Raw genomic sequence first — 23,127 nt, forward strand, 5'->3', positions numbered from 1 at the left:
GCGGCTGGGTCAGTAGTCGTCGTGACGGCGCCTGTCCCGCTCGTCCCGGCGCTCCCGGTGCCGCTCGCGCCGCTCCTCGTGCCGCTGCCGGCGCTCGTCGTGCAGGTCGCGCCGCCACTCGCGGTGCTCGTCGAGCATCCGGTGAGGATCGGCGAACCCCTCCCCCAGCGAGTGCCTGGACCTGCCCTCCAGCCTCTCCTGGCGGCGCTCCTCCTTCAGACGGCGCCGCTCCTGCCGGGTGACCTTCCGCTCGACGCCGACGCCGCCCCAGAAGGCGAAGCCGGTGACGATCACGCGCGGGGCACCGGGCTCGGCCGGCACGCCCTCCTGGCGGTGGTCGAACCCGCCCATGATCCCGATGCCGCGCACGACGACCTCGACGCCGGGCGGCACGATCACGTTCATCCCGCCCATGATCGCCACGCAGTTGATCTCGACCTCGTGGTCCGCGAAGTTCGCCTCGCGCAGGTCGAGTTCCCCGCCGCCCATGAAGGCGAAGCAGTTGAACCGCTTGGGCACGGTCCAGCGCCCCTTGCGCTCGAACCCGGACATCACGGCGACCGCCCACGACGAGGACCCGTCGCCGCCGACGACCCGCCCCGCCCAACTCCCGCTCGGCACCGGCTCCTTGACCAGCGACACGGACGCGACGGACGGCGGGGTGATCCCGGCGACCGGCAGATCGCGGGTGATCGGCGTCAACTCGCCGTACGTCCGTGCCTTGTAGGTGGCCTCAAGGCGCTCCTCGAACTCCTCCATGTCGAGACGGCCCTCCGCGAGGGCGTCCCGCAGGACCTCGGCGACTCGTTCACGATCGGCGTCGGATGCGCGAAGCTCCGGGACTGCGGCGTCGTCCGTCATGGACAGCAGCCTACGAGTTCCCCCGGCGGGAGGCTACGAGACGTCTACGAGACCGCTTTCTCGGCCTCCCCGGCAGCCCCGCCGGCGGCCTCGCCCGCGTACATCTTGGCGATCACCGCCTCGATGTCCGGCTCCCGCACCGAGAGGTCCGCCAGCGGGTACTCCGCCGCGATGCGCGCCACCAGAGCCGCCGCCGACTGCCCCGCCGGGAACGCCAGCCACTGCCGCGGCCCCTCCACCTTCACCACCCGGGCCGGCGCCACCTCGATCGGTGCCGCCTCCCGCTCCAGGTCCACCACCAGGGTGCGTTCGCTCTCACCCACCTCGTGCAGACCGGCCAGCGCACCGTCGTACATGAGCCGCCCGTGGTCGATGACCATCACCCGCGAGCACAACTGCTCGATGTCCTGCAGGTCATGGGTGGTCAGCAGCACGGTCGTGCCGCGCTCGGCGTTCAACTCCCGCAGGAACTGCCGCACCTTGGCCTTCGAGATGACGTCCAGGCCGATCGTCGGCTCGTCGAGGTACAGCACCTCCGGATCGTGCAGCAGCGCCGCCGCGATGTCCCCGCGCATCCGCTGCCCGAGCGACAGCTGCCGCACCGGGACGTCCAACAGGTCGGCCAGTTCCAGGAGTTCGACGCAACGGTCGAGGTTCTCGCGGTAACGGGCGTCCGGGATCCGGTACATGCGGTGCATCAGCTTGTACGAGTCGATCAGCGGCAGGTCCCACCACAGCGTCGTACGCTGCCCGAACACCACCCCGATGCGATGCGCGAGCCGGGCCCGCTCACGCGCCGGGTCGATGCCCGCCACCCGCAGCTTCCCGCCGCTCGGGGTCAGGATGCCGGTGAGCATCTTGATCGTCGTCGACTTCCCGGCGCCGTTCGGACCGATGTAGCCGACCATCTCACCGCGCGCCACGGTGAAGGAGAGGGAGTCCACGGCCCGCACCTGCCGGCGCTCACGCCTGAGGAATCCGGTCTTCCTGCGCACGTCGAAGACCTTCTCGACACGGTCGAGTTCGATGAAGTAGTCGCTGTCCACTGCCGCTAGCTCCCTGTACTCCGATAAGTCCGCAGCCCTGCCCGCCAGGCCAGCCCCGCCAGCGCACAACACCCCACCGCCACCAGCGGCGAGGCGAAGGCCACCCACCGCGGCAGGTCCAGCGGGAGCGGACGGTCCAGCACATAGGCCGCGGGCAGCCAGTTGACGAAGGCGAGCGGCAGCAGGAACGTCACCCCGCGCACCAGCTCCTTGCCGAACACCGTCGGCGGGTACTGCAGCATCGTCGTCCCGCCGTACGTGAACGCGTTCTGCACCTCGGACGCGTCCTGCGCCACGAACTGGAACGCCGCACCGGCCACGAACACCGCACCGAAGATCCCCGCGCCGCTCACCACGATCACCGGCATCAGCAGCACCTTCAGCGGCGTCCACGCGATGTCGACGGTGGTCAGCGCATACCCGAGCACCAGCCCGCCCTGCGTGATCCTTCCGAGCCGGCGCAGCGCGAACCGGTCGGCCGCCACCTGCGCCAGCACCGGCGCCGGACGCACCAGCAGCGTGTCCAGCGTGCCGTCGCGCACCCGCTGCCCCAGCCGCTCCATCGAGCCGATCGCCAGATCCGCGAGGCCGAAGGCCATACACGACAGTCCGTACAGGAAGGCCACTTCGGGCAGCGGCCACCCGCCGAGCACGTCGATCCGCGAGAACATCAGCAGGATCGCGACGAAGTCCAGCGCGGTCACCGCGAAGTTCGCGAACGTCGTCATCGCGAAGGACGCGCGGTACGCCATCGTGGAGCGGATCCACATCCCCCCGATCAGACGGTACGCGCGCAGCCCGTCCGCCAGCCGGCTCACCTCAGCCACCCTGCACGACCACCCTCCGCGTCGCCACCGACTGCACCAGCCGCCCGGCCGCCAGCAGCGCCACCGCCCACGCCCCCTGGAAGGCGAACGTGCTCCACGGATCGGCCTCCCCCAGCAGCACGTCCGCCGGCTTCTGCAACAGCGCCGACCACGGCAGATCCCGTACGACATCGCCGAGCGTGCCCGGGAACACGTTCAACGGCAGCACCATCCCCGAGCAGAAGAACCCCGCCAGCATGGTCATGTGCGTCACACCCGTGCCGTCCATCAGCCAGAACGTGAGCAGCGCGACCAGATACCGGATGCCGAAACTGACCGCCATGCCCAGCAGCACCGCCACCACGAACGCCGCCCATCTCGCCGCGTCCCCCGGCAGCGCCACGTCGAAAACCAGCGCGCCGAACAGGAACGGGATCACGCCCCGCCCCAGCAGCTGGAACAGCGCCCGCCCCAAGTCGGCCGCCAGCCACCACAGTTGCAGATCCGCCGGCCGGTAGAGATCGATCGCGACGTCCCCGGTCCTGATCCGCTCCATCAGCTCCACCTCGACACCGCTGCCACCGATCGCCAGCGTCGACAGCAGCGCCTGCCCCAGCCACACATAGGTGACGGCCTGCGCCTGGTCGTACCCCCCGAGGTGGGGCTTCTCGTCCCACAGCGCCAGATACGTGTAGACGAGGATCAAGCCGAAAACGGTGTTGGTGAACACCCCGGCGGCAGTGGCAGCCCGATACGTCGCGTACCGTCTGAAACCACCCGCCGCGACGGCCGCGTACAACCGTCCCGAGCCCACGTCAGTCAACCTCCAAAACCGCCCGACACCGAAGCGCAGGAGCCTAGTCCGCTGGTAGTGACGTACGCCACGCATTTTCCAGGCGGGACGCGTGCCGTGATCCGGGAACGGAACGCATGGTGCGAGAGTCTTCAAGAGGGGGCGCAATTGGCGTACGAGGGCGTACGGGAACGTACGACGCGAAACAGGAGTCCGTGCACGAGATGAGCGACCAGCCGCAGCCGCAGCCGCCGAACCGGGGCTGGGCACCGAGAGAGCCGCAAGGTGCTGCCGGGCCGGCCGCTCCCCAGCCGGGGAGTCCGGGGCCGGGGGTTTCCGAGCCCGGCGTCCCCGAGCCCGGGGCGAAGAAGCCGAAGCGGCCCAGGCGCACGGGCTGGCGCCGGCTGATCCCGACCTGGCGCATGGTCCTGGGCACCTTCCTGATCGGCGGACTGCTGCTGATCGGCCTGTTCTACCTCGGCTACTCGATGGTCAACATCCCCCCGGCCAACGCCCTCGCCATGAAGCAGGCCAACGTCTACCTGTACTCCGACGGCTCCCAGATCGCCCGCGACGGCGAGATCAACCGGGAGAACGTCTCGCTCGCCCAGGTCTCCAAGGACGCCCAGCACGCCGTCCTGGCCGCCGAGGACCGCGACTTCTACACCGAGTCCGCCATCGACCCCAAGGCGATGGTGCGCGCAGGCTGGAACACCGCCACCGGCAAGGGCAGGCAGTCCGGCTCGACGATCACCCAGCAGTACGTCAAGAACTACTACCTCGCGCAGGAACAGACCGTCACCCGCAAGGTGAAGGAGTTCTTCATCGCGATCAAGCTGGACCGGGAGAAGTCCAAGGACGAAATCCTGTCGGGCTACCTCAACACCAGCTACTTCGGCCGCAACGCCTACGGCATCCAGGCCGCCGCCCAGGCCTACTACGGCCAGAACGCCACCGACCTCGACCCGGCCCACGCCGCCTACCTCGCCGCCCTCGTCAACGCCCCCAGCGAGTACGACGTGGTCGCGCACCCCGAGAACAAGGCCGCGGCGTTGGCCCGCTGGAACTACACCCTGGACGGCATGGTCAAGAAGGGCTGGCTGACCGAGGCCAAGCGGGCCGGCCTGAAGTTCCCCATGCCGAAGCAACAGACCGTCTCCACCGGCATGTCCGGGCAGCGCGGCTACATCGTCACCGCGATCAAGGACTACCTCACCAAGAACAGGATCGTCACCGCGGACGAGCTGGAGGCCGGCGGCTACCGCATCACCACCACCCTGCAGAAGAGCAAGCAGGACGCCTTCGTGAAGGCCGTGAACGACAAGGTGATGGCCAAGCTCGACAAGAAGAACAACAAGGTCGACAAGTACGTCCGCGCGGGCGGCGCCTCCGTCGACCCGAAGACCGGCAAGGTCGTCGCGATGTACGGCGGAATCGACTACGTGAAGCAGTACACGAACGGCGCGACCCGCGGCGACTTCCAGGTCGGCTCCACCTTCAAGCCCTTCGTGTTCGCCTCCGCCGTCCAGAACCACTCCGAGACACAGGGCCACGAGGTCATCACCCCGAACACCTACTACGACGGCACCAACAAGCGCCCCGTACAGGGCTGGCCGGGCGGCGCCTACGCACCGGAGAACGAGGACCAGACCTCGTACGGCAACGTCACCGTGCGCACCGCCACCGACAAGTCGGTCAACGCGGTGTACGCGCAGATGGCCGTGGACGTCGGCCCCGAGAAGGTCAAGCAGACCGCGATCAGCCTCGGCATCCCGTCCGCCACCCCCGACCTGACCGGGACCCCCTCGATCGCCCTCGGCGTGAACACCGCCAGCGTCCTCGACATGGCGGAGGCCTACGCGACGCTCGCCAACCACGGCAGGCACGGCGCGTACACGATGATCGACTCGATCACCAAGGACGGAAAGGAGGCCGTCGAGCTGCCGAAGGACACGAACTCCCAGGCCATCAGCCGCGAGGCCGCCGACACCACCACGTCGATCCTGCAGAGCGTCGTCGACAACGGCACCGCCACCGCCGCCCAGGGCGCCGACCGCCCCGCCGCCGGCAAGACCGGCACCGCGGAGGAGGACACGGCCGCCTGGTTCGCCGGCTACACACCCGACCTCGCGACCGTCGTCTCGGTCATGGGCCAGGACCCGGTGACGGCCCATCACAAGTCGCTGTACGGGGCGATGGGCCTGCAGCGCGTCAACGGCGGCGGCCCGCCCGCCGAGATCTGGGCGCAGTACACCAAGGCCGCCCTGAAGGGGAAGCCGGCGACGGACTTCGACCTCCAGCTGCAGCCCGGCGCCGAGGTCACCCAGCCGCCCCCCGCCACCGGGACCCCGCAGCAGCCGGGCACGGGCGGCCAGGACAACGGCGGCACGACGACCACCGGCGGCCAGAGCGACCAGGGCCGGACCCAGGGCCAGGACAACGGCGGCACCACCGACGGCGGCACGAACACGACCGGCGGCACGACGACCGGCGACACGACGGGCGACCCGACGACGGGCGGAACCACCTCCGACGGCGGGACGACCAGCACGGGCGGCACGACCGGGGACCCGACGGACGGCGGGACGACGGGCGGCACCGACGCCGGAGGCACGGACGGCGGCACGTCAGGCAACGACACCGGAGGAGCGACCACCGGCGGTCCGGCGGGCCCGCAGTCGACCAGCAGGAGACAGTGACCCACCGGAGCCGGTGACGGCCGCGGCGGCGAGAGCGCGTGCCGGGCGTCGCGACGGGCGAACGCTGCCTGCCTGGGCACTGGAGCCCAGGCAGGCGGCAATGCCACGCCAAAAGGGCCGGTGACGATGGTCACCAGCCCTTTTCGACCGCTGCTCCAGCCGCTGCTCCGGCCTCTGCCCTACAGGTACAGGCCCGTCGCGTCCTCCGACCCCTCGAACCGGTCGGCGGCCACGGCATGCAGATCCCGCTCACGCATCAGCACGTACGCCACACCCCGCACCTCGACCTCGGCACGGTCCTCGGGGTCGTACAGAACCCGGTCGCCCGGCTCCACCGTGCGCACGTTCTGGCCGACGGCCACGACCTCGGCCCAGGCCAGCCGCCTCCCGACCGCGGCGGTCGCGGGAATCAGGATGCCCCCGCCGGACCGACGCTCACCGTCCCCGGTCTCCTGCCGCACGAGAACCCGGTCGTGCAGCATCCGGATGGGCAGCTTGTCGTGCCGCGGGCCGTGCTCGTTTCTCTTGGCGCTCACGCCCTTGAACCTACCGCTCCCACTCAGCTCCTGCGCCGCCGGGTACCGAGGGCGAGCAGCCCCACGAGCCCCACGGCGACGAGCGCGACGGGCACCACCCGCTCCAGCCGGGGCGCCCCCTCCTCGTCGACGAACCGCGCCTTCACATCGCTCACGACCTTGTTGACCTCGACATAGGCCCGCCCCAGCGTGTGATCGATGTTCGACACGACCTTGGCCTTTGCATCCCCGACGATCGTCTTGGGATGCACCCGCACCCCGATCTCGTCGAGGGTCTCGGCCAGCACATTGCGGCGGCGCTTGATGTCCGCCTCGATCTGCGCCGGGGTTCTGGTGTCCGACGTGTCCGCCACCGTAACGCCTCCGAAGTCTGGTGAGGGTGTTCCGGACAGTCTGTCAGCTCTTGGGGTGCCCGCACTGTCAGCACCCCCGGTTAGGCTGACCAGATGAGCGAGCGACTCCAGCCCGGGGACGTGGCCCCCGACTTCACCCTCCCCGACGCCGACGGCAATGAGGTGTCCCTGTCGTCCCACAAGGGCCGCAAGGTCATCGTCTACTTCTACCCCGCGGCCCTGACGCCGGGTTGCACCAAGCAGGCCTGCGACTTCACGGACAACCTGGAACTCCTGACGGGCGCCGGCTACGACGTCCTCGGCATCTCCCCGGACAAGCCGGAGAAGCTGGCGAAGTTCCGCGAGAAGGAGTCCCTGAAGGTCACGCTCCTGGCCGACCCGGAGAAGACCGTCACGGAGTCCTACGGCGCCTACGGCGAGAAGAAGAACTACGGCAAGACCTACATGGGCATCATCCGCTCCACGATCGTCGTGGACGAGGAGGGCAAGGTCGAACGGGCCCTGTACAACGTCCGCGCGACGGGCCACGTGGCGAAGATCATCAAGGACCTGGGTATCTGAGGATCCATTGTCCGCTGGGCGAGCGGCTCGTACCGGGTCCCGGTGCGGGCCGTTTTGCGTTTCGGGCGTGACTGTCCGATAAACGGTTCGTTACTCCATGCGAAGTCACGAACTGACAGTCGAGCCGGGGGAACGCATGGGCGTGCGGAGCGCATCGGAACGATCGGGCACATACAGCAGGGAACGGCTTGCGCCAGAGGTGGCCAGGGCGCACAACTGGGCCGACCTGATGCGACGCCTCAGCCTCAGCCCGAGTGGTGGCCAACGGCGGGTGCTACAGCAGCAGGTGACGCGTCACGGACTTGACACCAGCCACTTCGTCAAGCGCAGCCCATGGCGTAAGTACCCCGACGAGGCCATCGCCGATGCCGCGGCCTCGTCGTCATCGCTGAGGGAAGTAGCCTTGAAGCTGGGTGCCACCCCGGCCATGGGAACCCTCTCGCACATCCGACGCCGCATCGACGCAGCGGGCATCGATATCGGCCACTTCCCCGGCATCGACCGCCCCGAACTGGACCTTCCCTTCACACCGGAAGAACTCCGGGCGGCTGCCGTCTCAGCTACGAGCGTGCGCGGTGTGGCCCGCGCTCTGGGTGTGCCGGATGACAGCCGGTCCAGGGCGACGCTGAGCCGCATGCTTGCAACTCAGCACATCGACACCGGCCACTTCTCCCATCGGCGAGTGGCAATCCCCGAGGACAGGCTGCGGAACCTGGTGCGGATCTCGACCAGTTACGCCGACGTCATGCGCGGTCTCGACATGGACGTCAATGACACCAATCACCGGCGCGTACAGCGCGCAGCCTCCCGCCTCGGTCTCGACACCAGCCACTTCAGACGACGGTCCTGGAGTCGGACCGAGCGCCCCGCGCCCCCATCGACTGCGCATCGGGTGCTGGTGATGCTGCCGGATCAAGCCGGGCGGACGAACAGGACCCGACTTCACCAGGCCCTGACCGAAATCGGGGTGCCGTACGCCTGTGAAGAGTGCGGCAATACCGGCGAGTGGCGGGGACACCCCATTACTTTGCAGATCGACCACGTCAACGGGAGCTGGCGGGACAATCGCCGGGAGAACCTGCGCTACCTGTGCCCCAACTGCCATGCACTGACAGAGACGTGGTGCCGCCAGAAGAGCAAAGTCCCCTCGTCGGGTGAGCCGACGGCCCCGTACACTGAGTGCCGCCGGTCGAGCATCATGACCGTTTTGAGCGGCCGTGGCGGAATTGGCCTACGCGCAACACTTAGGATGTTGTGGGAGAAATCCCTTGAGGGTTCGAGTCCCTCCGGCCGCACGCCTTTGCATCGAAGGTCCACCCGGGATCGGGTGGACCTTCGATGCCGTCAGCCCAACAGCTCCCGCACCACCGGCACCAGCGCCCGGAACGCCTGCCCCCGGTGGCTGATCGCGTTCTTCTCCTCAGGGCTCAGCTCGGCGCACGTCCGCGACTCCCCCTCCGGCTGCAGGATCGGGTCGTACCCGAAGCCGTTCGTGCCGGTCGGGGCGTGCCGGAGCAGGCCCCGTAGCCGGCCCTCGACCACCCGCTCCGTGCCGTCGGGCAAGGCAAGTGCCGCCGCGCACGCGAAGTGCGCGCCCCGGTGTTCGTCGGCGATGTCGCCGAGCTGGGCCAGGAGCAGGTCGAGGTTGGCGCGGTCGTCGCCGTGCCTGCCCGCCCAGCGGGCCGAGAAGATGCCCGGTGCGCCGTTCAGGACGTCGACGCAGAGGCCGGAGTCGTCGGCGACGGCGGGCAGGCCGGTGGCCTGGGCCAGGGCGTGGGCCTTGAGCAGGGCGTTCTCGGCGAACGTCACGCCCGTTTCCTTGACGTCGGGGATGTCGGGGTAGGCGTCCGCGCCGACCAGTTCGTGGGGCAGGCCCGCGTCGGCGAGGATGGCCCTGAGTTCGGTGATCTTTCCGGCGTTGCGGGTGGCGAGGATCAAGCGCGTCATGGGGTCCAGTATTCCGGTCCCGGCGGACGGGCTCCTACGAGGTGCAGACCTTCGTGAGTTCGCCTGCCGCGTCGGTGACCGGGCTGATGTCCGGGGTGTTGTCGCCGTTCTTGACGGCCGTGCGGACGTTGCCGACGGCCTTGTTCAGGTCGTCGACCGCCTTGTTGACGTCGGCGTTGTCGGTCTTGTCGCCTATCTTGTCGAGGTTCTTGTCGATGGAGGCGAGGGATTCGTCGAGCTGGCCGGGGTCGTTCGAGGCGTTCTCGACTGCCTGCTGGAGGTCGGTGACGCTGTCGGCGATGGTGTCGGCGGTCTGGACGCAGTCCAGGGCCTTGTCGACGGCGTCGCAGCCGGTGGTGAGGCCCACGGTCAGCCCGATGGCTGCCAGTGCGGCGACGGTGGTGGAGATGCGGCGACTGCGGCGGCCTCGGCTCGCGGCCATGACTGTGGTCCTCCCGTGTCCAGGCCCGTGGGCCCCCCGTGCTGGTCGGGCGCACGGTGGTGTGCCGTGCGCCCGCATCCGTACAGACGCGGGGACGGGCCTCGGGGGTTGCCCCGGCGGCCGCCCTTTCTTGGCGCGTCCTTTACTTTTCGAGGACCGTATCAAGCGCCTTGCGCTGAAGGACAGCGAGTTCTTCACAGCCCGAAACGGCCAGGTCCAGAAGGGAGTTGAGCTCCTCGCGGGCGAAGGGTTCGGCCTCGGCGGTGCCCTGGACCTCGACGAAGCGGCCGTCGCCGGTGCAGACGACGTTCATGTCGGTGTCGGCCTTCACGTCCTCCACGTAGCAGAGGTCCAGGAGGGGGACGCCGCCGACGATGCCGACCGAGACCGCCGAGACCGTGCCGGTGAGCGGCTGGCGGCCGGCCTTGATCAGTTTCCTGCCCTGGGCCCAGGCGACGGCGTCGGCCAGGGCCACGTAGGCGCCGGTGATGGCCGCGGTGCGGGTGCCGCCGTCGGCCTGGAGGACGTCGCAGTCGAGGACGATGGTGTTCTCGCCGAGCGCCTTGTAGTCGATGACGGCGCGCAGGGAGCGGCCGATGAGGCGGCTGATCTCGTGGGTGCGGCCGCCGATCTTGCCGCGTACGGACTCGCGGTCGCCGCGGGTGTTGGTGGCGCGGGGAAGCATGGAGTACTCGGCGGTGACCCAGCCCTCGCCGCTGCCCTTGCGCCAGCGGGGGACGCCTTCGGTGACGGAGGCGGTACAGAAGACCTTGGTGTCGCCGAAGGAGACGAGGACGGAGCCCTCGGCGTGCTTGCTCCAGCCGCGTTCGATGGTGATCGGGCGGAGTTGTTCGGGGGTGCGGCCGTCGATTCGAGACATGCGTCGAGCCTAGTCGCAGTAGCGGACAGGGCCCCTCCCGCGGTGGGAAGGGGCCCTGTCAAGGGAACCGGGGGTTCGCGAACCCGGGGTTCATGAACCGGGGGTTCGCGAAAGGGGGGTTCACATCATGTCTTCGATCTCCGCTGCGATGGGGTCGGCGTCGGTGCCGATGACGACCTGGATCGCGGTGCCCATCTTGACGACGCCGTGTGCACCGGCGGCCTTCAGGGCTGCTTCGTCGACCTTGCCTGCGTCGACGACCTCGGTGCGCAGGCGGGTGATGCAGCCTTCGACCTCTTCGATGTTGTCGATGCCCCCGAGCCCTGCAACGATCTTCTCAGCCTTGGTGGCCATGTCTGTCTCCTCACGCACGGTTGGCTCATCTTCGCGAGCGATTGCGTCGTGCGTACCGAAGGATGACGTCACAGCAGCCGTATCGCCCGTAACTGGTCTACACCACCTGGCAGGCGGTCGCCAACCCATGAGCGAATCCATGAGTGCCGAGGCTGGGATCACGCCTGCACGCCGGCGGTGGGACGCCTTGTTCCAGGGGCTGCAGAAGATGGGCCGCAGCCTCCAGCTCCCCATCGCGGTGCTGCCTGCCGCGGGCATCCTGAACCGGCTCGGCCAGCCGGACGTGTTCGGGGACGACGGGCTGGGGTGGACGAACGTATCGAAGGTGATGGGCGGTGCGGGCGGCGCGCTGCTCGACGGTCAGCTGGGTCTGCCGCTGTTGTTCTGTGTGGGCGTGTCCATCGGCATGGCGAAGAAGGCGGACGGGTCGACGGCGCTGGCGGCGCTGGCGGGGTTTCTCGTCTACTACAACGTGCTGTTGCAGTTCCCGAAGGACTGCCCTTCCGGTTCGAAGGCTCTTACCGGCATCGGCTGCCAGGCGACGGTCGACCAGACGGTGGTGGCGTTCAGCTACGAGAATCCGGGTGTCTTCGGCGGCATCGTGATGGGTCTGCTGACGGCCTTTTTCTGGCAGCGCTACCACCGTACGAAGCTCGTGGACTGGCTGGGGTTCTTCAACGGGCGGCGGCTGGTCCCGATCATCATGGCGTTCGTCGGGATCGTGTTCGCGTCGTTGTGTCTGTGGATCTGGCCGCCGATCGGTGACGGGCTGGAGAGTTTCTCCGACTGGCTGAGTGATCTGGGCGCTTGGGGTGCGGGGGTGTTCGGTGTCGCGAACCGGGCGCTGCTGGTGATCGGCCTGCACCAGTTCCTGAACGTGCCCATCTGGTTCCAGTTCGGCAGTTTCACGAAGCCGGACGGGTCGGTGGTCCACGGTGACATCAACATGTTCCTGGCGGGTGATCCGAACGCGGGGCAGTTCACCTCGGGCTTCTTCCCGATCATGATGTTCGCGTTGCCGGCGGCCGCGTTGGCGATGACGCACTGTGCGAAGCCGAGTCGGCGCAAGGAGGTCGGCGGGCTGATGCCGTCCGTCGCCCTGACGTCGTTCGTCACGGGGATCACCGAGCCGATCGAGTACTCGTTCCTGTTCATCGCGCCGGTGCTGTATGCGATCCACGCGGTGCTGACGGGTGTGTCGATGGCGGTGACGTGGGGGCTCGGGGTGCATGACGGCTTCAGCTTCTCGGCCGGCCTCATCGACTACATCATCAACTGGAACCTGGCGACGAAACCGTGGGCGATCATCCCGATCGGCCTGTGCTTCGCCGCCGCGTACTACGTGATCTTCCGTTTCGCGATCACGAGGTTCGATCTGAAGACTCCTGGGCGGGAGCCGGAGGAGGAGCGGGAGGACGTCACGAAGGCCTGACAGGGGCCGTACGCCAGAAGGAAGTTGGGCCCTCGGACCGCTGGTCCGGGGGCCTTCGCCATGCCGCGCGAGGGGGCGAGGGAAGATCGTTCGAGCTGCACGGTGCGTAGGGCTCCGGTTGCAGGATTCGCGGGTTCCTTTATGCGGACTTCATCTGCTACAACAGGTCTACACCACTGAGTGGTGTAGACCACCACCCGATGGAGGAAGTCTATGAGCACCGCCACCGCGCCAACGGCGGCCCCCACGAAGAAGTGGAGTTCAGGCCTGATCCAGGGCCTGCAGAAGGTAGGCCGCAGCCTGCAGCTTCCGATCGCCGTGCTGCCGGCGGCGGGCCTCCTGATGCGCCTGGGCCAGCCCGACGTCAAGGAAAAGCTGCACCTCCCGACTGACGTCGCGAAGGTCTTCGCCGGAGCGGGCGGCGTCCTGTTCGACAGCTCCTTCGGGCTTCCGCTGCTGTTCTGTATAGGCGTGGCCATCGGCTTCGCCAAGAAGGCCGACGGCTCGACGGCACTCGCGGCCGTGGTCAGCTTCCTCACCTACTACGCGGTGATCCACCAGTTCCCGATCACGGACGGGCACGACGGCGCCACCTACACGCCGGTCGCGCCCTTCGGCGGCTTCTGGCAGAAGGGCCACGAGGCCGCCGCGGCCGCGACCTTCCAGAACCCGGGCGTACTCGGGGGCATCATCATCGGTCTGCTGACCGCCGTCCTGTGGCAGCGTTACCACCGCAAGAAGCTGGTGGACTGGCTCGGCTTCTTCAACGGCCGCAGGCTGGTGCCGATCATCATGGCCGTCGTCGGAGCCGCCCTCGGTGTCCTGGTCGTTCTCGGCTGGCAGCCCATCGGTGACGTCCTCACCAGCTTCGGCGAATGGATGACCGGGCTCGGTTCCGTCGGCGCGGCGCTCTTCGGTCTCATCAACCGTGCGCTGATCCCGATCGGTATGCACCAGTTCGTGAACTCGGTGGCCTGGTTCCAGATCGGCGACTACACCAACTCCGCCGGCACCGTCTTCCACGGCGACCTGCCGCGCTTCTTCGCGGGTGACCCGCACGCGGGAATGTTCATGACCGGGTTCTTCCCGATCATGATGTTCGGCCTGCCGGCCGCAGCGCTGGCCATCGCGCACTCGGCTCGCCCCGAGCGCCGCAAGGCCGTGATGGGCATGATGGTGTCGCTGGCGCTGACGTCGTTCGTCACCGGCGTCACCGAGCCGATCGAGTTCTCGTTCATGTTCATCGCCCCGGTGCTGTACGCGATCCACGCGGTGCTCACCGCACTGTCGATGGCCGTGACGTGGGCGCTGGGCATGCACATGGGCTTCAGCTTCTCGGCCGGCCTGACCGACGTGCTGATCAACTGGGGCATCTCCACCAAGCCCTGGCTGCTGATCCCGGTCGGGCTCGCCTTCGGCGCGATCTACTACGTCGTGTTCCGCTTCGCGATCACCAGGTTCAACCTCCCGACCCCGGGCCGCGAGCCGGACGAGGCCGAGGACCTCACAGCGGCGTGAGACCCGCCGCAACGACATGACGAAGGCCCCGGAACCTGGAGGGTTCCGGGGCCTTCGCGCGCGTACTGCTCGAACCGCGCACGCGTCAGATCTCGTACGACCGCCTCGGCGCCGCCAGGTCCACCGGGCCGTCGAACACCGAGCGGGCGTCGGCCAGGTTGGCCTGGGGGTCGGTCCACGGGGGGATGTGGGTGAGGACCAGGCGTCGGGCGCCTGCCCTGGCTGCCGTTTCTCCCGCCTCGCGGCCGTTGAGGTGGAGGTCGGGGATGTCCTCCTTGCCGTGGGTGAAGGCGGCCTCGCACAGGAACAGGTCCGTGTCACGGGCGAGTTCGTCCAGGGCGGAGCTGATGCCCGTGTCGCCGGAGTACGTCAGGGACGTCCCGCCGTGCTCGACGCGGATGCCGTACGCCTCGACGGGATGGGCCACGCGTTCGGTGTGCACCGTGAACGGGCCGATCTCGAACGTGGACGGCTTGACCGTGTGGAAGTCGAAGACCTCGCTCATCGAGGAGGCGGTGGGGGCGTCGGCGTAGGCCGTGGTGAGACGGTGCTCGGTGCCTTCGGGGCCGTAGACCGGCAGGGGGTCGCAGCGGCCGCCGTCGTGGCGGTAGTAGCGCGCGACGAAGTACGCGCACATGTCGATGCAGTGGTCGGCGTGCAGATGGCTGAGGAAGATCGCGTCGAGGTCGTAGAGACCGCAGTGGCGCTGCAGCTCGCCAAGGGCGCCGTTGCCCATGTCGAGGAGCAGCCGGAAGCCGTCGGCCTCTACGAGGTAGCTCGAACAGGCCGATTCCGCGGACGGGAACGACCCCGAGCAGCCGACGACGGTGAGCTTCATAAAGCAGAAACCTCCGCTGGCGGGAACTTTTCTGGGAAGGAGACGGGGGTCGTGCGGTCCGTCGAGCGTAAGGCGCAAAACCCTCGGTCGCTCCTCCGGCAAGGGCTGTTGTGGGCGAACTCACCTGTGGTGTCACCGGTTCGGCTGGATGCGGGGAGGGTGAGGCGTGAGTTGGGGTGCACGGGTTTGAAAGAGGGCGCGCGTCGCTGATTGCGCGCCGGTACGGTCTCCGTATGCACACGTCATGGTGGCTCGCGCTCGCGGCGGTGGTCCTGCTCGCGCTGGTCGCCACGCTCGTCGACGGCTGGGGGCGGGGGCGGCGGCCCGCGGGGCGGCGGACGCGTCCGCCGGGGAGGCCGGAAGGCCGGAAGGCGACGCGGCCGCGGCCGGGGGAGATCTGGTGGGCGAACGTGCCCTACGAGGACGGGCCCGGCGTCAAGGACCGGCCCTGTCTGGTGCTGGTGGTGCACGGGGAGCGCGCGGTCGTCGCGAAGATCACCAGCAAGTACCACGACGAGCGGCGGGGAGTGATCCCGCTGCCTCCCGGTGCCGTGGGTGACGCGCAGGGGCGCGCGAGCTTCCTGGAGACGGAGGAGCTGCGCGAGGTGCCGGTGCGGGACTTCCGCCGGCGGGTGGGTGTGGTGGACCCGGTCCTGTGGGACCAGGTCCGTCACCTGGCGACGTAGCGCTCCGCCGGGAGGCCGGTTCTCCGTCCGCGGGTCAGTAGTGGCTGGTCGCGCCCACGCGGCGGAGCCGCACATCCAGTACAGCCGCGCGCCCCTTTGGGGCGCACATCATGCCCAGAGCTGCCCGTGCAGCGTCTCGATCGCTTCCTCCGTCGTGGCCGCCGTGTAGACGCCCGTCGACAGGTACTTCCAGCCGCCGTCGGCCACGACGAACACGATGTCCGCGCTCTCGCCGGCCTTGAGGGCCTTGTTGCCGACGCCGATCGCCGCGTGCAGGGCCGCGCCGGTGGAGACACCCGCGAAGATGCCCTCCTGCTGGAGCAGTTCGCGGGTGCGGGTGACCGCGTCCGCCGAGCCGACGGAGAAGCGGGTCGTGAGGACGGAGGCGTCGTACAGCTCGGGTACGAAGCCCTCGTCGAGGTTCCTGAGTCCGTACACCAGGTCGTCGTAGCGCGGTTCCGCGGCGACGATCCGGACGTCCGGCTTGTTCTCGCGCAGGTAGCGGCCGACGCCCATCAGCGTGCCCGTCGTCCCCAGGCCTGCGACGAAGTGGGTGACCGAGGGGAGGTCGGCGAGGATCTCCGGGCCCGTCGTCGCGTAGTGGGCGCCCGCGTTGTCCGGGTTGCCGTACTGGTAGAGCATCACCCAGTCCGGGTGCTCGGCCGAGAGCTCCTTGGCCACCCGGACCGCCGTGTTGGAGCCGCCCGCGGCCGGGGACGGGATGATCTGCGCGCCCCACATGCCCAGCAGGTCACGGCGTTCCTGCGAGGTGTTCTCGGGCATCACGCACACCATCCGGTAGCCCTTGAGCTTCGCCGCCATGGCCAGGGAGATGCCGGTGTTGCCCGAGGTGGGCTCAAGGATCGTGCAGCCCGGGGTCAGGCGGCCGTCCTTCTCCGCCTGTTCGATCATGTGCAGGGCCGGGCGGTCCTTGACCGAGCCCGTCGGGTTGCGGTCCTCGAGCTTGGCCCAGATCCGCACGTCGGCGGAGGGCGAGAGCCGCGGCAGGCGCACCAGAGGGGTGTTGCCCACCGCGGCCAGCGGGGAGTCGTAACGCATCCGGATCAGGCCATGCCGCCGGCCACGGCCGGCAGGATCGTCACGTTGTCGCCGTCGGCGAGCTTGGTGTTGATGCCTTCGAGGAAGCGGACGTCCTCGTCGTTCAGGTAGACGTTGACGAAGCGGCGCAGCTCGCCGGCGTCCACGATGCGGGCCTGGATGCCCGAGTGCCGGGTCTCGAGGTCGGCGAACAGCTCTGCGAGGGTGTCCCCGTTGCCCTCCACCGCCTTCTGGCCGTCGGTGTAGGTGCGGAGGATGGTGGGGATGCGGACCTCGATGGCCATGGTGGCGGGCTCCTGTCGGGAAGTGGTCTGGTCGGTGGGCGCACGACGACGCGCGCCGCGGCTCACGGCCGTACGGCGGCAGGGAACGTCAACAGATGGCGCTGTTCAGCCTGCACAGGTCGACGTGCAGCCGCGCCACGAGCAGCACGCTCGGCGCCTTGTCGCTCACGTCGTCCACAACCATGGGCTCATCGTATCGATTCCCGGCCCCGGTCCCCGAGTGTGATCTCGCATGCTGGATGAATTCTGACCGGATTGCGAGATCAGTACGCCTCTACGACCGTGACCTCCTCCTCCGTGACCTCGCCCTCCACGATGCGGTACGAGCGGAACTGGAAGTCGCCGAGGCCGTCGGTGTCCGCGGTCGACACCAGGACGTAGTGGGCGCCCGGCTCGTTGGCGTACGAGATGTCGGTGCGGGAGGGGTAGGCCTCGGTCGCCGTGTGCGAGTGGTAGATGACCACCGGCTCCTCGTCGCGGTCGTCCATCTCGCGGTAGAGCTTGAGCAGATCACCGGAGTCGAACTCGTAGAACGTGGGCGACATGGCCGCGTTCAGCATCGGGATGAAGCGCTCGGGGCGGTCCGAACCGGCCGGGCCCGCGACGACGCCGCACGCCTCGTCGGGGTGGTCCTTGCGCGCGTGCGCGACGATCTGGTCGACGAGGGCCTGGGTGATGGTCAGCATGCCGGTCAGGATAAGCAGGAATCAAAAGGGGCCGCGCGTGGCGGGTCAGGTGGGGCGGTGGTGGGCGACGGGCGGGCCGTCCCGTACCGAGGGGTGGTACGGGACGGCCCGGATGCCGGACGAGCCCGGTCAGCCGACCTTCTCCAGCGTCGGCTCGCGGCGCTGGGTGACCTCCGGGTTGCGGGCCTTGAGGACCGCCCAGCCGATGCCGAGGGCGACCGCCCAGCCCGCCATCACGTACAGGCAGATGCGGGAGTCGGCGTCGTAGGCGATCAGGCCGGTGACGAAGAGCAGGAACGCGATGGCGATGTAGGAGCACACCGCGCCGCCCGGCGCCGGGAAGGACGAGGCGGGCAGGCGGCCCGCGACGACCGCGCGGCGGTAGAGGACGTGGCTGATCAGGATCATCAGCCAGGTCCAGATGCCGGCCGCGGTGGCCACCGAGGTGACGTAGCCGAAGGCCTTCTCCGGGACGACGTAGTTCAGGATCACGCCGATGCCCATGAAGAGCACGGAGACGGTGATGCCGAGCGCCGGGGTCTTGGTGGAGGACAGCCTGCTGAAGGCCTTGGGGGCCTCGCCGTTGTCGGCCAGGTTGCGCAGCATGCGGCCCGTGGAGTACATGCCCGAGTTGCAGGAGGACAGGGCCGCGGTCAGCACGACGAAGTTGACGATGCCCGCGGCGGCCGGGATGCCGATCAGCGCGAACGCCTTCACGAAGGGGCTGACGCCCTCCGCGAACTGGGTCCACTTGACCACGCACAGGATGACGGTGAGCGCGCCGACGTAGAACAGCGCGATGCGCCAGGGCAGGGTGTTGATCGCCTTCGGGAGGGTCTTCTCGGGGTCCTCGGACTCGCCGGCCGTGACGCCGACCAGCTCGACGGCGAGGTAGGCGAACATGACGCCCTGGAGGGTCATCAGGGACGAGCCGACGCCGTGGGGGAAGAAGCCGTCGAACTGCCAGAGGTTGGCGACGGAGGCGGTGTCACCGGCGGCGCTGAAGCCGAAGGTGAGGACGCCCAGGCCGATCACGATCATGCCGATCAGGGCGGTGACCTTGACCATCGAGAACCAGAACTCCAGCTCTCCGAAGAGCTTCACGGAGATCAGGTTGACCCCGAAGAGGATCACCAGGAAGACCAGGGCGGTGACCCATTGCGGGACCGAAGGGAACCAGTAGTTGACGTAGATCGCGGCGGCCGTCAGTTCGGCCATGCCCGTGACGACCCACATCAGCCAGTACGTCCAGGCGGTGAAGTAGCCGAAGAACGGGCCGAGGAACTCGCGGGAGTACTCCGCGAAGGAGCCCGAGACCGGGCGGTACAGGAGCAGTTCGCCGAGCGCCCGCATGATGAAGAAGATGATCACGCCCGCGAGGGCGTACATGAAGATGAGGCTGGGGCCGGCCTTGGCGATGTTCGCCCCGGCGCCCAGGAAGAGGCCGACGCCGACGGCACCGCCGATCGCGATCATCTGGACCTGGCGGCTGCCGAGCCCGCGCTCGTACCCCTCTTCGGAACCCTGCTCCGACGTGTCGACCTGAGCGGAGGTCATATGTGGTGTGCGCCTTTCTCCATGGCCGAACCGGGCCTTTCGTCGGCCTCGGATCGGTTCTCGATCCCCCCGGATGGATGGAGCTGGGCGGGTTTTGCGGACTCGCCCGTGCCTGACCGGCGATCCGCCGGCTGGTGGCGCACCCGGCCGAACATGGGTGGTGTTCGCCGGGCGGTCGTGAAGATCTATCACGGCCGCGACATCGGCCAACGGCGCGACATGTGGCGCAGACCACAGGAAGAAGCGGACAAAAGGTCGCTCAGAGACGCATAGAAGGCCGCCGCGGTGACGGGATCGTTATCCGGATTTGAGCGTCTTCTGAGCGAACGGCGAACCGCTGCGGATCAGGGCATAAGGGTCGATACGAGCGTCTCCTGGAGACCGCCCAGCCACAGGTACGCCATCACCATCGGCTTGCGCGGGTCCTCGTCGGGGAGCCGGTAGAGGAGATCGGTGTCGTCCTCGTCGGTGATCTCCAGCCGGGAGCCGATCGCCAGGCGCAGGTCGTTGAGGGCGCCGAGCCACTGCCGGGACTCGTCGGACGACAGCTTGAGGACCGCCCCGCCGTCGACGGCCGGTGTCAGCGCGTCCAGGGAACGGACCACCGCGAGCGCGCTCTCGCGCTTGCCGGCGCGCAGGTCGTTCTCGGTGAAGCGGCGGAACTCGGCGGAGTGCGCCAGCTGTTCCTCGGCCTCCGCGGGGCCGGGAGTGCCCTCCGGGTCGCTGTAGGCGTCCGGGAAGAGCCGCCTGAGCACGGGGTCCTTGGGGGGCTCACTGGGGCCCTCGGCGAAGAGTTCGGCCAGCGGGTCGTCCGGGGCGTCCTCGCCGGGGCCTGGTCCCACGAGCTCCAGGAGCTGGACGGCCAGCGACCGGATGATGGAGATCTCGACGTCGTCGAGCGCGACGGCCGCGCCGCCGCCGGGGAGCGGTTCGAAGTGTCCGGGCATCAGGGGGTATCGCTACTTCCGGTCCTGCTGGAGGGTGGCCCACAGACCGTAGCCGTGCATCGCCTGCACGTCGCGCTCCATCTCCTCGCGAGTGCCGCTGGAGACGACCGCCCGGCCCTTGTGGTGGACATCGAGCATGAGCTTGGTGGCCTTGTCCTTGCTGTAGCCGAAGTACGCCTGGAAGACGTAGGTCACGTAGCTCATGAGGTTGACCGGGTCGTTGTGCACGATCGTGACCCAGGGGACGTCCGGCTCGGGTACGGCGAAGACCTCCTCCGCCGACTCGGTTCGTTCGATCTCAAGGGGAGCGGGTGACGTCACACAGCCATGCTGCCACGCCCCCCACAAATCGTCACACTGACGCGAAGGGGTGTAGCATCTCCTGCCATGAACACAGCGGACCTTGGGCTGCCGGTGGATGTTCCGTCGACGGCGCTCTTCACTGACCAGTACGAGTTCACGATGCTGCAGGCCGCCCTCAAGGCCGGTACCGCCGAGCGGCGGAGCGTCTTCGAGGTCTTCACCCGGCGGCTGCCCGACGGGCGGCGTTACGGCGTCGTGGCGGGCACCGGGCGGGTCCTGGACGCCGTCGAGAACTTCCGCTTCGACGCGGGCGTCCTGAGCTTCCTTCGGGAGCGCGGCATCGTGGACGAGGCGACCTTGACGTGGCTCGCCTCCTACCGCTTCAGCGGTGACGTGTGGGGCTACCCCGAGGGCGAGGTGTACTTCCCGGGCTCGCCGATCATGCGGGTCGAGGGGTCGTTCGCCGAGTGCGTGCTGCTGGAGACCGTGATCCTGTCCATCCTCAACCACGACTCCGCGATCGCGGCGGCCGCCTCCCGGATGTCCTCGGCCGCGGGCACCCGACCGCTGATCGAGATGGGCGCCCGGCGCACGCACGAACTCGCCGCCGTCGCCGCGTCCCGGGCCGCCTATCTCGGCGGTTTCGCCTCCACCTCCGACCTCGCGGCCGGCTTCCGCTACAACATCCCCACCGTCGGCACCTCCGCCCACGCGTTCACCCTGCTGCACGACCGGGAGCGGGACGCCTTCCAGGCGCAGGTGAACTCGCTCGGCCGCGACACCACCCTGCTCGTCGACACGTACGACGTCACCGAGGCCGTCCGCGTGGCCGTCGAGGTCGCCGGGCCCGAGCTGGGCGCCGTGCGCATCGACTCCGGCGACCTGCTGCTGGTCGCACACCGGGTACGGCAGCAGCTGGACGAGCTGGGCGCCACCGACACGAAGATCATCGTGACCTCGGACCTCGACGAGTACGCCATCGCCTCGCTGGCCGCGGCGCCCGTGGACGCGTACGGCGTCGGGACGCAGCTGGTGACCGGCTCGGGGCATCCGACCTGCTCGATGGTGTACAAGCTGGTCGCCCGCGCCGAGTCCGCCGACCCCAGGGCGCCGCTGGTGCCGGTGGCGAAGAAGTCCAGCGGAGGCAAGACGTCCGTCGGTGGCCGCAAGTGGGCCGCGCGGCGGCTGGACGCGGACGGGGTCGCGGAGGCCGAGGTCGTCGGCACGGGCGCCGTGGTGGGCGAGCTGGCGGACCGGCAGCTGCTGGTCGAGCTGGTCAAGGGCGGCACCGTGGTCGCGCGCGAACCGCTGGACGTCGTACGCGAGAGGCACGCGGCCGCACGCGCCAACCTGCCGCTGTCGGCGACCCAGCTCTCGCGGGGGGAACCGGTCATTCCGACGGAGTACGTCGTGGGGCGCACGGGCAGCTGAGGCCGGCGCCCGGCCGAGCACCCCCCCTACGCCCTCTCCCGCACGGCCCCCGAAGTCTCTAGGCTCGTAAGTTCACTCTTAGTCGAAGGACACCCACCATGCGCCGCGCCTTGATCGTCGTCGACGTACAGAACGACTTCTGCGAGGGGGGCAGTCTCGCGGTGTCCGGCGGGGCCGACGTGGCCGCCGCCATCACCGAGCTGATCGGGCAGGCGGGCGGCTCCGGCTACCAGCATGTGGTGGCCACCCGCGACCACCACATCGCGCCCGGCGGCCACTTCGCCGACAACCCCGACTTCGCCCGCTCCTGGCCCGCGCACTGTGTCGCGGGCACGGAGGGCGTCGGCTTCCACCCGAACTTCGCGCCCGTCGTCGCCTCCGGGGCGATCGACGCCGTCTTCGACAAGGGGGCGTACGCGGCGGCGTACAGCGGCTTCGAGGGCGCCGACGAGAACGGGGTGAAGCTGGCCGACTGGCTGCGGGCCAGGCAGGTCGGCGAGGTGGACGTCGTAGGGATCGCCACCGACCACTGCGTGCGCGCCACCGCCGTGGACGCCGCCCGGGAGGGCTTCCACACCCAGGTGCTGCTCGACCTGACCGCCGGGGTCGCCGAGGCGACCACCGAGCGGGCACTCGAGGAGATGCGGGAGGCGGGCGTGCGGCTCTCCGGGAAGCCCGTGGTCGCCTAGGCCGTCGCTCTCGTCGTCCCCGTGGCCCCGGCCGGAGCCACGGGGACGACGGGCGCCGCGGGGCGGCGCAGCAGGGCCCTGATGGGGTGCCACAGCTCCTGGGGAAGCTCCGGGCCGGGAACGACACCGATGTCAGGTGCCGTACGCCATATCAGGCCGTCGGGATGATGCAGGACCGCGGTGATCTCGTCCGGGGTCGGCGGGGCGCCGTTGCCGCGCAGATACACCGCCCGCATGCCGACGTTGCGCAGCCTGGTCAGGGCACGCGCCCGGTTGCGGGCGTGGACGAGTACGCGCACGCAGCCCGTGCCGTCGGCGGTCGGGCTCGGCAGGTTCAGCGCCACCACCACGCTGCCGGTCGGCAGCTTGCAGAAACCTCCTGCGGCCATGCGGTCACACCCCCGTGCGAGTCGGTGTCA

The 23,127-nt window shown here is 69.1% G+C and carries 26 protein-coding genes and 1 tRNA gene; 8 read left to right on the forward strand and 19 right to left on the reverse strand.

Going from position 1 to position 23,127, the window contains the following annotated elements; translation table 11 throughout:
- Positions 1-9: 9 nt before the first annotated feature.
- Genes OOK07_RS16045 through OOK07_RS16060 form a run of 4 tightly spaced genes read right to left on the reverse strand, consistent with a single transcriptional unit; the run spans position 10 to position 3,527 of the window.
- On the reverse strand, positions 10-861 hold the full coding sequence (locus tag OOK07_RS16045) for a DUF1707 SHOCT-like domain-containing protein (protein WP_266797100.1): 852 nt from the start codon (positions 859-861) through the stop codon (positions 10-12).
- Positions 862-905: 44 nt separating this feature from the next.
- On the reverse strand, positions 906-1,907 hold the full coding sequence (locus OOK07_RS16050; protein WP_266680805.1) for an ABC transporter ATP-binding protein: 1,002 nt from the start codon (positions 1,905-1,907) through the stop codon (positions 906-908).
- Between the two features lie 5 nt (positions 1,908-1,912).
- Positions 1,913-2,677, reverse strand: a complete 765-nt coding sequence (locus OOK07_RS16055; RefSeq protein WP_266801957.1) for an ABC transporter permease — start codon at positions 2,675-2,677, stop codon at positions 1,913-1,915.
- 49 nt (positions 2,678-2,726) lie between these two features.
- Complete coding sequence (locus OOK07_RS16060; RefSeq protein ID WP_266680807.1) at positions 2,727-3,527, reverse strand: ABC transporter permease; 801 nt, start codon at positions 3,525-3,527, stop codon at positions 2,727-2,729.
- 203 nt (positions 3,528-3,730) lie between these two features.
- Here OOK07_RS16060 and OOK07_RS16065 point away from each other — a divergent pair, with 203 nt between their 5' ends.
- Positions 3,731-6,205: a transglycosylase domain-containing protein gene (locus OOK07_RS16065; RefSeq protein ID WP_266797101.1), complete on the forward strand. Its 2,475-nt coding sequence runs from the start codon at positions 3,731-3,733 to the stop codon at positions 6,203-6,205.
- A 179-nt stretch (positions 6,206-6,384) separates the two neighbouring features.
- On the opposite strand, the gene OOK07_RS16070 is transcribed toward OOK07_RS16065, so the two are convergent.
- Entirely contained in the window at positions 6,385-6,741 is a 357-nt protein-coding gene (locus tag OOK07_RS16070; protein WP_266680811.1) for a GroES family chaperonin, read from the reverse strand.
- 23 nt (positions 6,742-6,764) lie between these two features.
- Positions 6,765-7,094 (reverse strand): DUF3618 domain-containing protein, encoded by a 330-nt coding sequence (locus OOK07_RS16075; RefSeq protein WP_266797102.1) that lies wholly within the window; start codon positions 7,092-7,094, stop codon positions 6,765-6,767.
- Positions 7,095-7,187: 93 nt separating this feature from the next.
- On the opposite strand from OOK07_RS16075, the gene bcp reads away from it, so the two are divergent.
- Positions 7,188-7,655 (forward strand): thioredoxin-dependent thiol peroxidase, encoded by a 468-nt coding sequence (gene bcp, locus OOK07_RS16080; protein ID WP_266680815.1) that lies wholly within the window; start codon positions 7,188-7,190, stop codon positions 7,653-7,655.
- A 1,211-nt stretch (positions 7,656-8,866) separates the two neighbouring features.
- Positions 8,867-8,950 (forward strand) — tRNA-Leu (locus OOK07_RS16085).
- A gap of 49 nt (positions 8,951-8,999) precedes the next feature.
- Here the strand turns inward: OOK07_RS16085 and rdgB are convergent.
- From rdgB to OOK07_RS16105, 4 genes are all read right to left on the reverse strand, one after another.
- Positions 9,000-9,602 carry an RdgB/HAM1 family non-canonical purine NTP pyrophosphatase gene (gene rdgB / locus OOK07_RS16090; protein WP_266680819.1) on the reverse strand — a complete coding sequence of 201 codons (603 nt, stop codon included), beginning with the start codon at positions 9,600-9,602 and terminating at the stop codon, positions 9,000-9,002.
- Positions 9,603-9,636: 34 nt separating this feature from the next.
- A complete protein-coding gene (locus OOK07_RS16095) occupies positions 9,637-10,044 on the reverse strand; it encodes a hypothetical protein (RefSeq protein WP_266584204.1) in 408 nt (135 codons plus the stop codon).
- A 142-nt stretch (positions 10,045-10,186) separates the two neighbouring features.
- Complete coding sequence (gene rph, locus OOK07_RS16100; RefSeq protein ID WP_266515167.1) at positions 10,187-10,924, reverse strand: ribonuclease PH; 738 nt, start codon at positions 10,922-10,924, stop codon at positions 10,187-10,189.
- Positions 10,925-11,044: 120 nt separating this feature from the next.
- The gene (locus OOK07_RS16105) at positions 11,045-11,278 is read right to left on the reverse strand and encodes a PTS sugar transporter subunit IIB (protein ID WP_030666975.1); all 234 of its coding nucleotides are present in this window, start codon (positions 11,276-11,278) and stop codon (positions 11,045-11,047) included.
- A gap of 139 nt (positions 11,279-11,417) precedes the next feature.
- Here OOK07_RS16105 and OOK07_RS16110 point away from each other — a divergent pair, with 139 nt between their 5' ends.
- Both OOK07_RS16110 and OOK07_RS16115 read left to right on the forward strand, forming a co-directional pair.
- Positions 11,418-12,710: a PTS transporter subunit EIIC gene (locus tag OOK07_RS16110; RefSeq protein WP_266801958.1), complete on the forward strand. Its 1,293-nt coding sequence runs from the start codon at positions 11,418-11,420 to the stop codon at positions 12,708-12,710.
- A gap of 213 nt (positions 12,711-12,923) precedes the next feature.
- The gene (locus OOK07_RS16115) at positions 12,924-14,228 is read left to right on the forward strand and encodes a PTS transporter subunit EIIC (RefSeq protein WP_266797106.1); all 1,305 of its coding nucleotides are present in this window, start codon (positions 12,924-12,926) and stop codon (positions 14,226-14,228) included.
- Between the two features lie 85 nt (positions 14,229-14,313).
- On the opposite strand, the gene OOK07_RS16120 is transcribed toward OOK07_RS16115, so the two are convergent.
- A complete protein-coding gene (locus tag OOK07_RS16120; RefSeq protein ID WP_266680825.1) occupies positions 14,314-15,066 on the reverse strand; it encodes an MBL fold metallo-hydrolase in 753 nt (250 codons plus the stop codon).
- A 233-nt stretch (positions 15,067-15,299) separates the two neighbouring features.
- Between OOK07_RS16120 and OOK07_RS16125 the strand changes: the two genes are divergently transcribed.
- Positions 15,300-15,752 (forward strand): type II toxin-antitoxin system PemK/MazF family toxin, encoded by a 453-nt coding sequence (locus tag OOK07_RS16125; RefSeq protein WP_266680827.1) that lies wholly within the window; start codon positions 15,300-15,302, stop codon positions 15,750-15,752.
- Between the two features lie 108 nt (positions 15,753-15,860).
- On the opposite strand, the gene OOK07_RS16130 is transcribed toward OOK07_RS16125, so the two are convergent.
- The 7 genes from OOK07_RS16130 to clpS all read right to left on the reverse strand — a co-directional run bounded on the left by OOK07_RS16130 (position 15,861) and on the right by clpS (position 20,606).
- A complete protein-coding gene (locus OOK07_RS16130) occupies positions 15,861-16,811 on the reverse strand; it encodes a PLP-dependent cysteine synthase family protein (RefSeq protein ID WP_266680829.1) in 951 nt (316 codons plus the stop codon).
- A gap of 5 nt (positions 16,812-16,816) precedes the next feature.
- Complete coding sequence (locus OOK07_RS16135) at positions 16,817-17,095, reverse strand: MoaD/ThiS family protein (RefSeq protein WP_266680831.1); 279 nt, start codon at positions 17,093-17,095, stop codon at positions 16,817-16,819.
- Positions 17,096-17,183: 88 nt separating this feature from the next.
- A complete protein-coding gene (locus tag OOK07_RS43285; RefSeq protein ID WP_323178087.1) occupies positions 17,184-17,279 on the reverse strand; it encodes a putative leader peptide in 96 nt (31 codons plus the stop codon).
- Between the two features lie 79 nt (positions 17,280-17,358).
- Positions 17,359-17,781: a M67 family metallopeptidase gene (locus OOK07_RS16140; protein WP_037710631.1), complete on the reverse strand. Its 423-nt coding sequence runs from the start codon at positions 17,779-17,781 to the stop codon at positions 17,359-17,361.
- A 129-nt stretch (positions 17,782-17,910) separates the two neighbouring features.
- Entirely contained in the window at positions 17,911-19,338 is a 1,428-nt protein-coding gene (locus tag OOK07_RS16145) for an amino acid permease (protein ID WP_266797109.1), read from the reverse strand.
- 344 nt (positions 19,339-19,682) lie between these two features.
- Positions 19,683-20,285 (reverse strand): DUF2017 domain-containing protein, encoded by a 603-nt coding sequence (locus tag OOK07_RS16150; protein ID WP_266797111.1) that lies wholly within the window; start codon positions 20,283-20,285, stop codon positions 19,683-19,685.
- 12 nt (positions 20,286-20,297) lie between these two features.
- The gene (gene clpS / locus OOK07_RS16155) at positions 20,298-20,606 is read right to left on the reverse strand and encodes an ATP-dependent Clp protease adapter ClpS (protein WP_266515201.1); all 309 of its coding nucleotides are present in this window, start codon (positions 20,604-20,606) and stop codon (positions 20,298-20,300) included.
- A 66-nt stretch (positions 20,607-20,672) separates the two neighbouring features.
- On the opposite strand from clpS, the gene OOK07_RS16160 reads away from it, so the two are divergent.
- Entirely contained in the window at positions 20,673-22,019 is a 1,347-nt protein-coding gene (locus OOK07_RS16160; RefSeq protein WP_266680838.1) for a nicotinate phosphoribosyltransferase, read from the forward strand.
- 98 nt (positions 22,020-22,117) lie between these two features.
- On the forward strand, positions 22,118-22,708 hold the full coding sequence (locus OOK07_RS16165) for a nicotinamidase (RefSeq protein ID WP_266797114.1): 591 nt from the start codon (positions 22,118-22,120) through the stop codon (positions 22,706-22,708).
- On the opposite strand, the gene OOK07_RS16170 is transcribed toward OOK07_RS16165, so the two are convergent.
- The gene (locus OOK07_RS16170; RefSeq protein WP_266680842.1) at positions 22,705-23,097 is read right to left on the reverse strand and encodes a hypothetical protein; all 393 of its coding nucleotides are present in this window, start codon (positions 23,095-23,097) and stop codon (positions 22,705-22,707) included. The two genes, OOK07_RS16165 and OOK07_RS16170, sit on opposite strands and share 4 nt — an antisense overlap.
- Between the last annotated feature and the right edge of the window lie 30 nt (positions 23,098-23,127).

Source organism: Streptomyces sp. NBC_00078, from assembly GCF_026343335.1.
Lineage (GTDB): Bacteria > Actinomycetota > Actinomycetes > Streptomycetales > Streptomycetaceae > Streptomyces.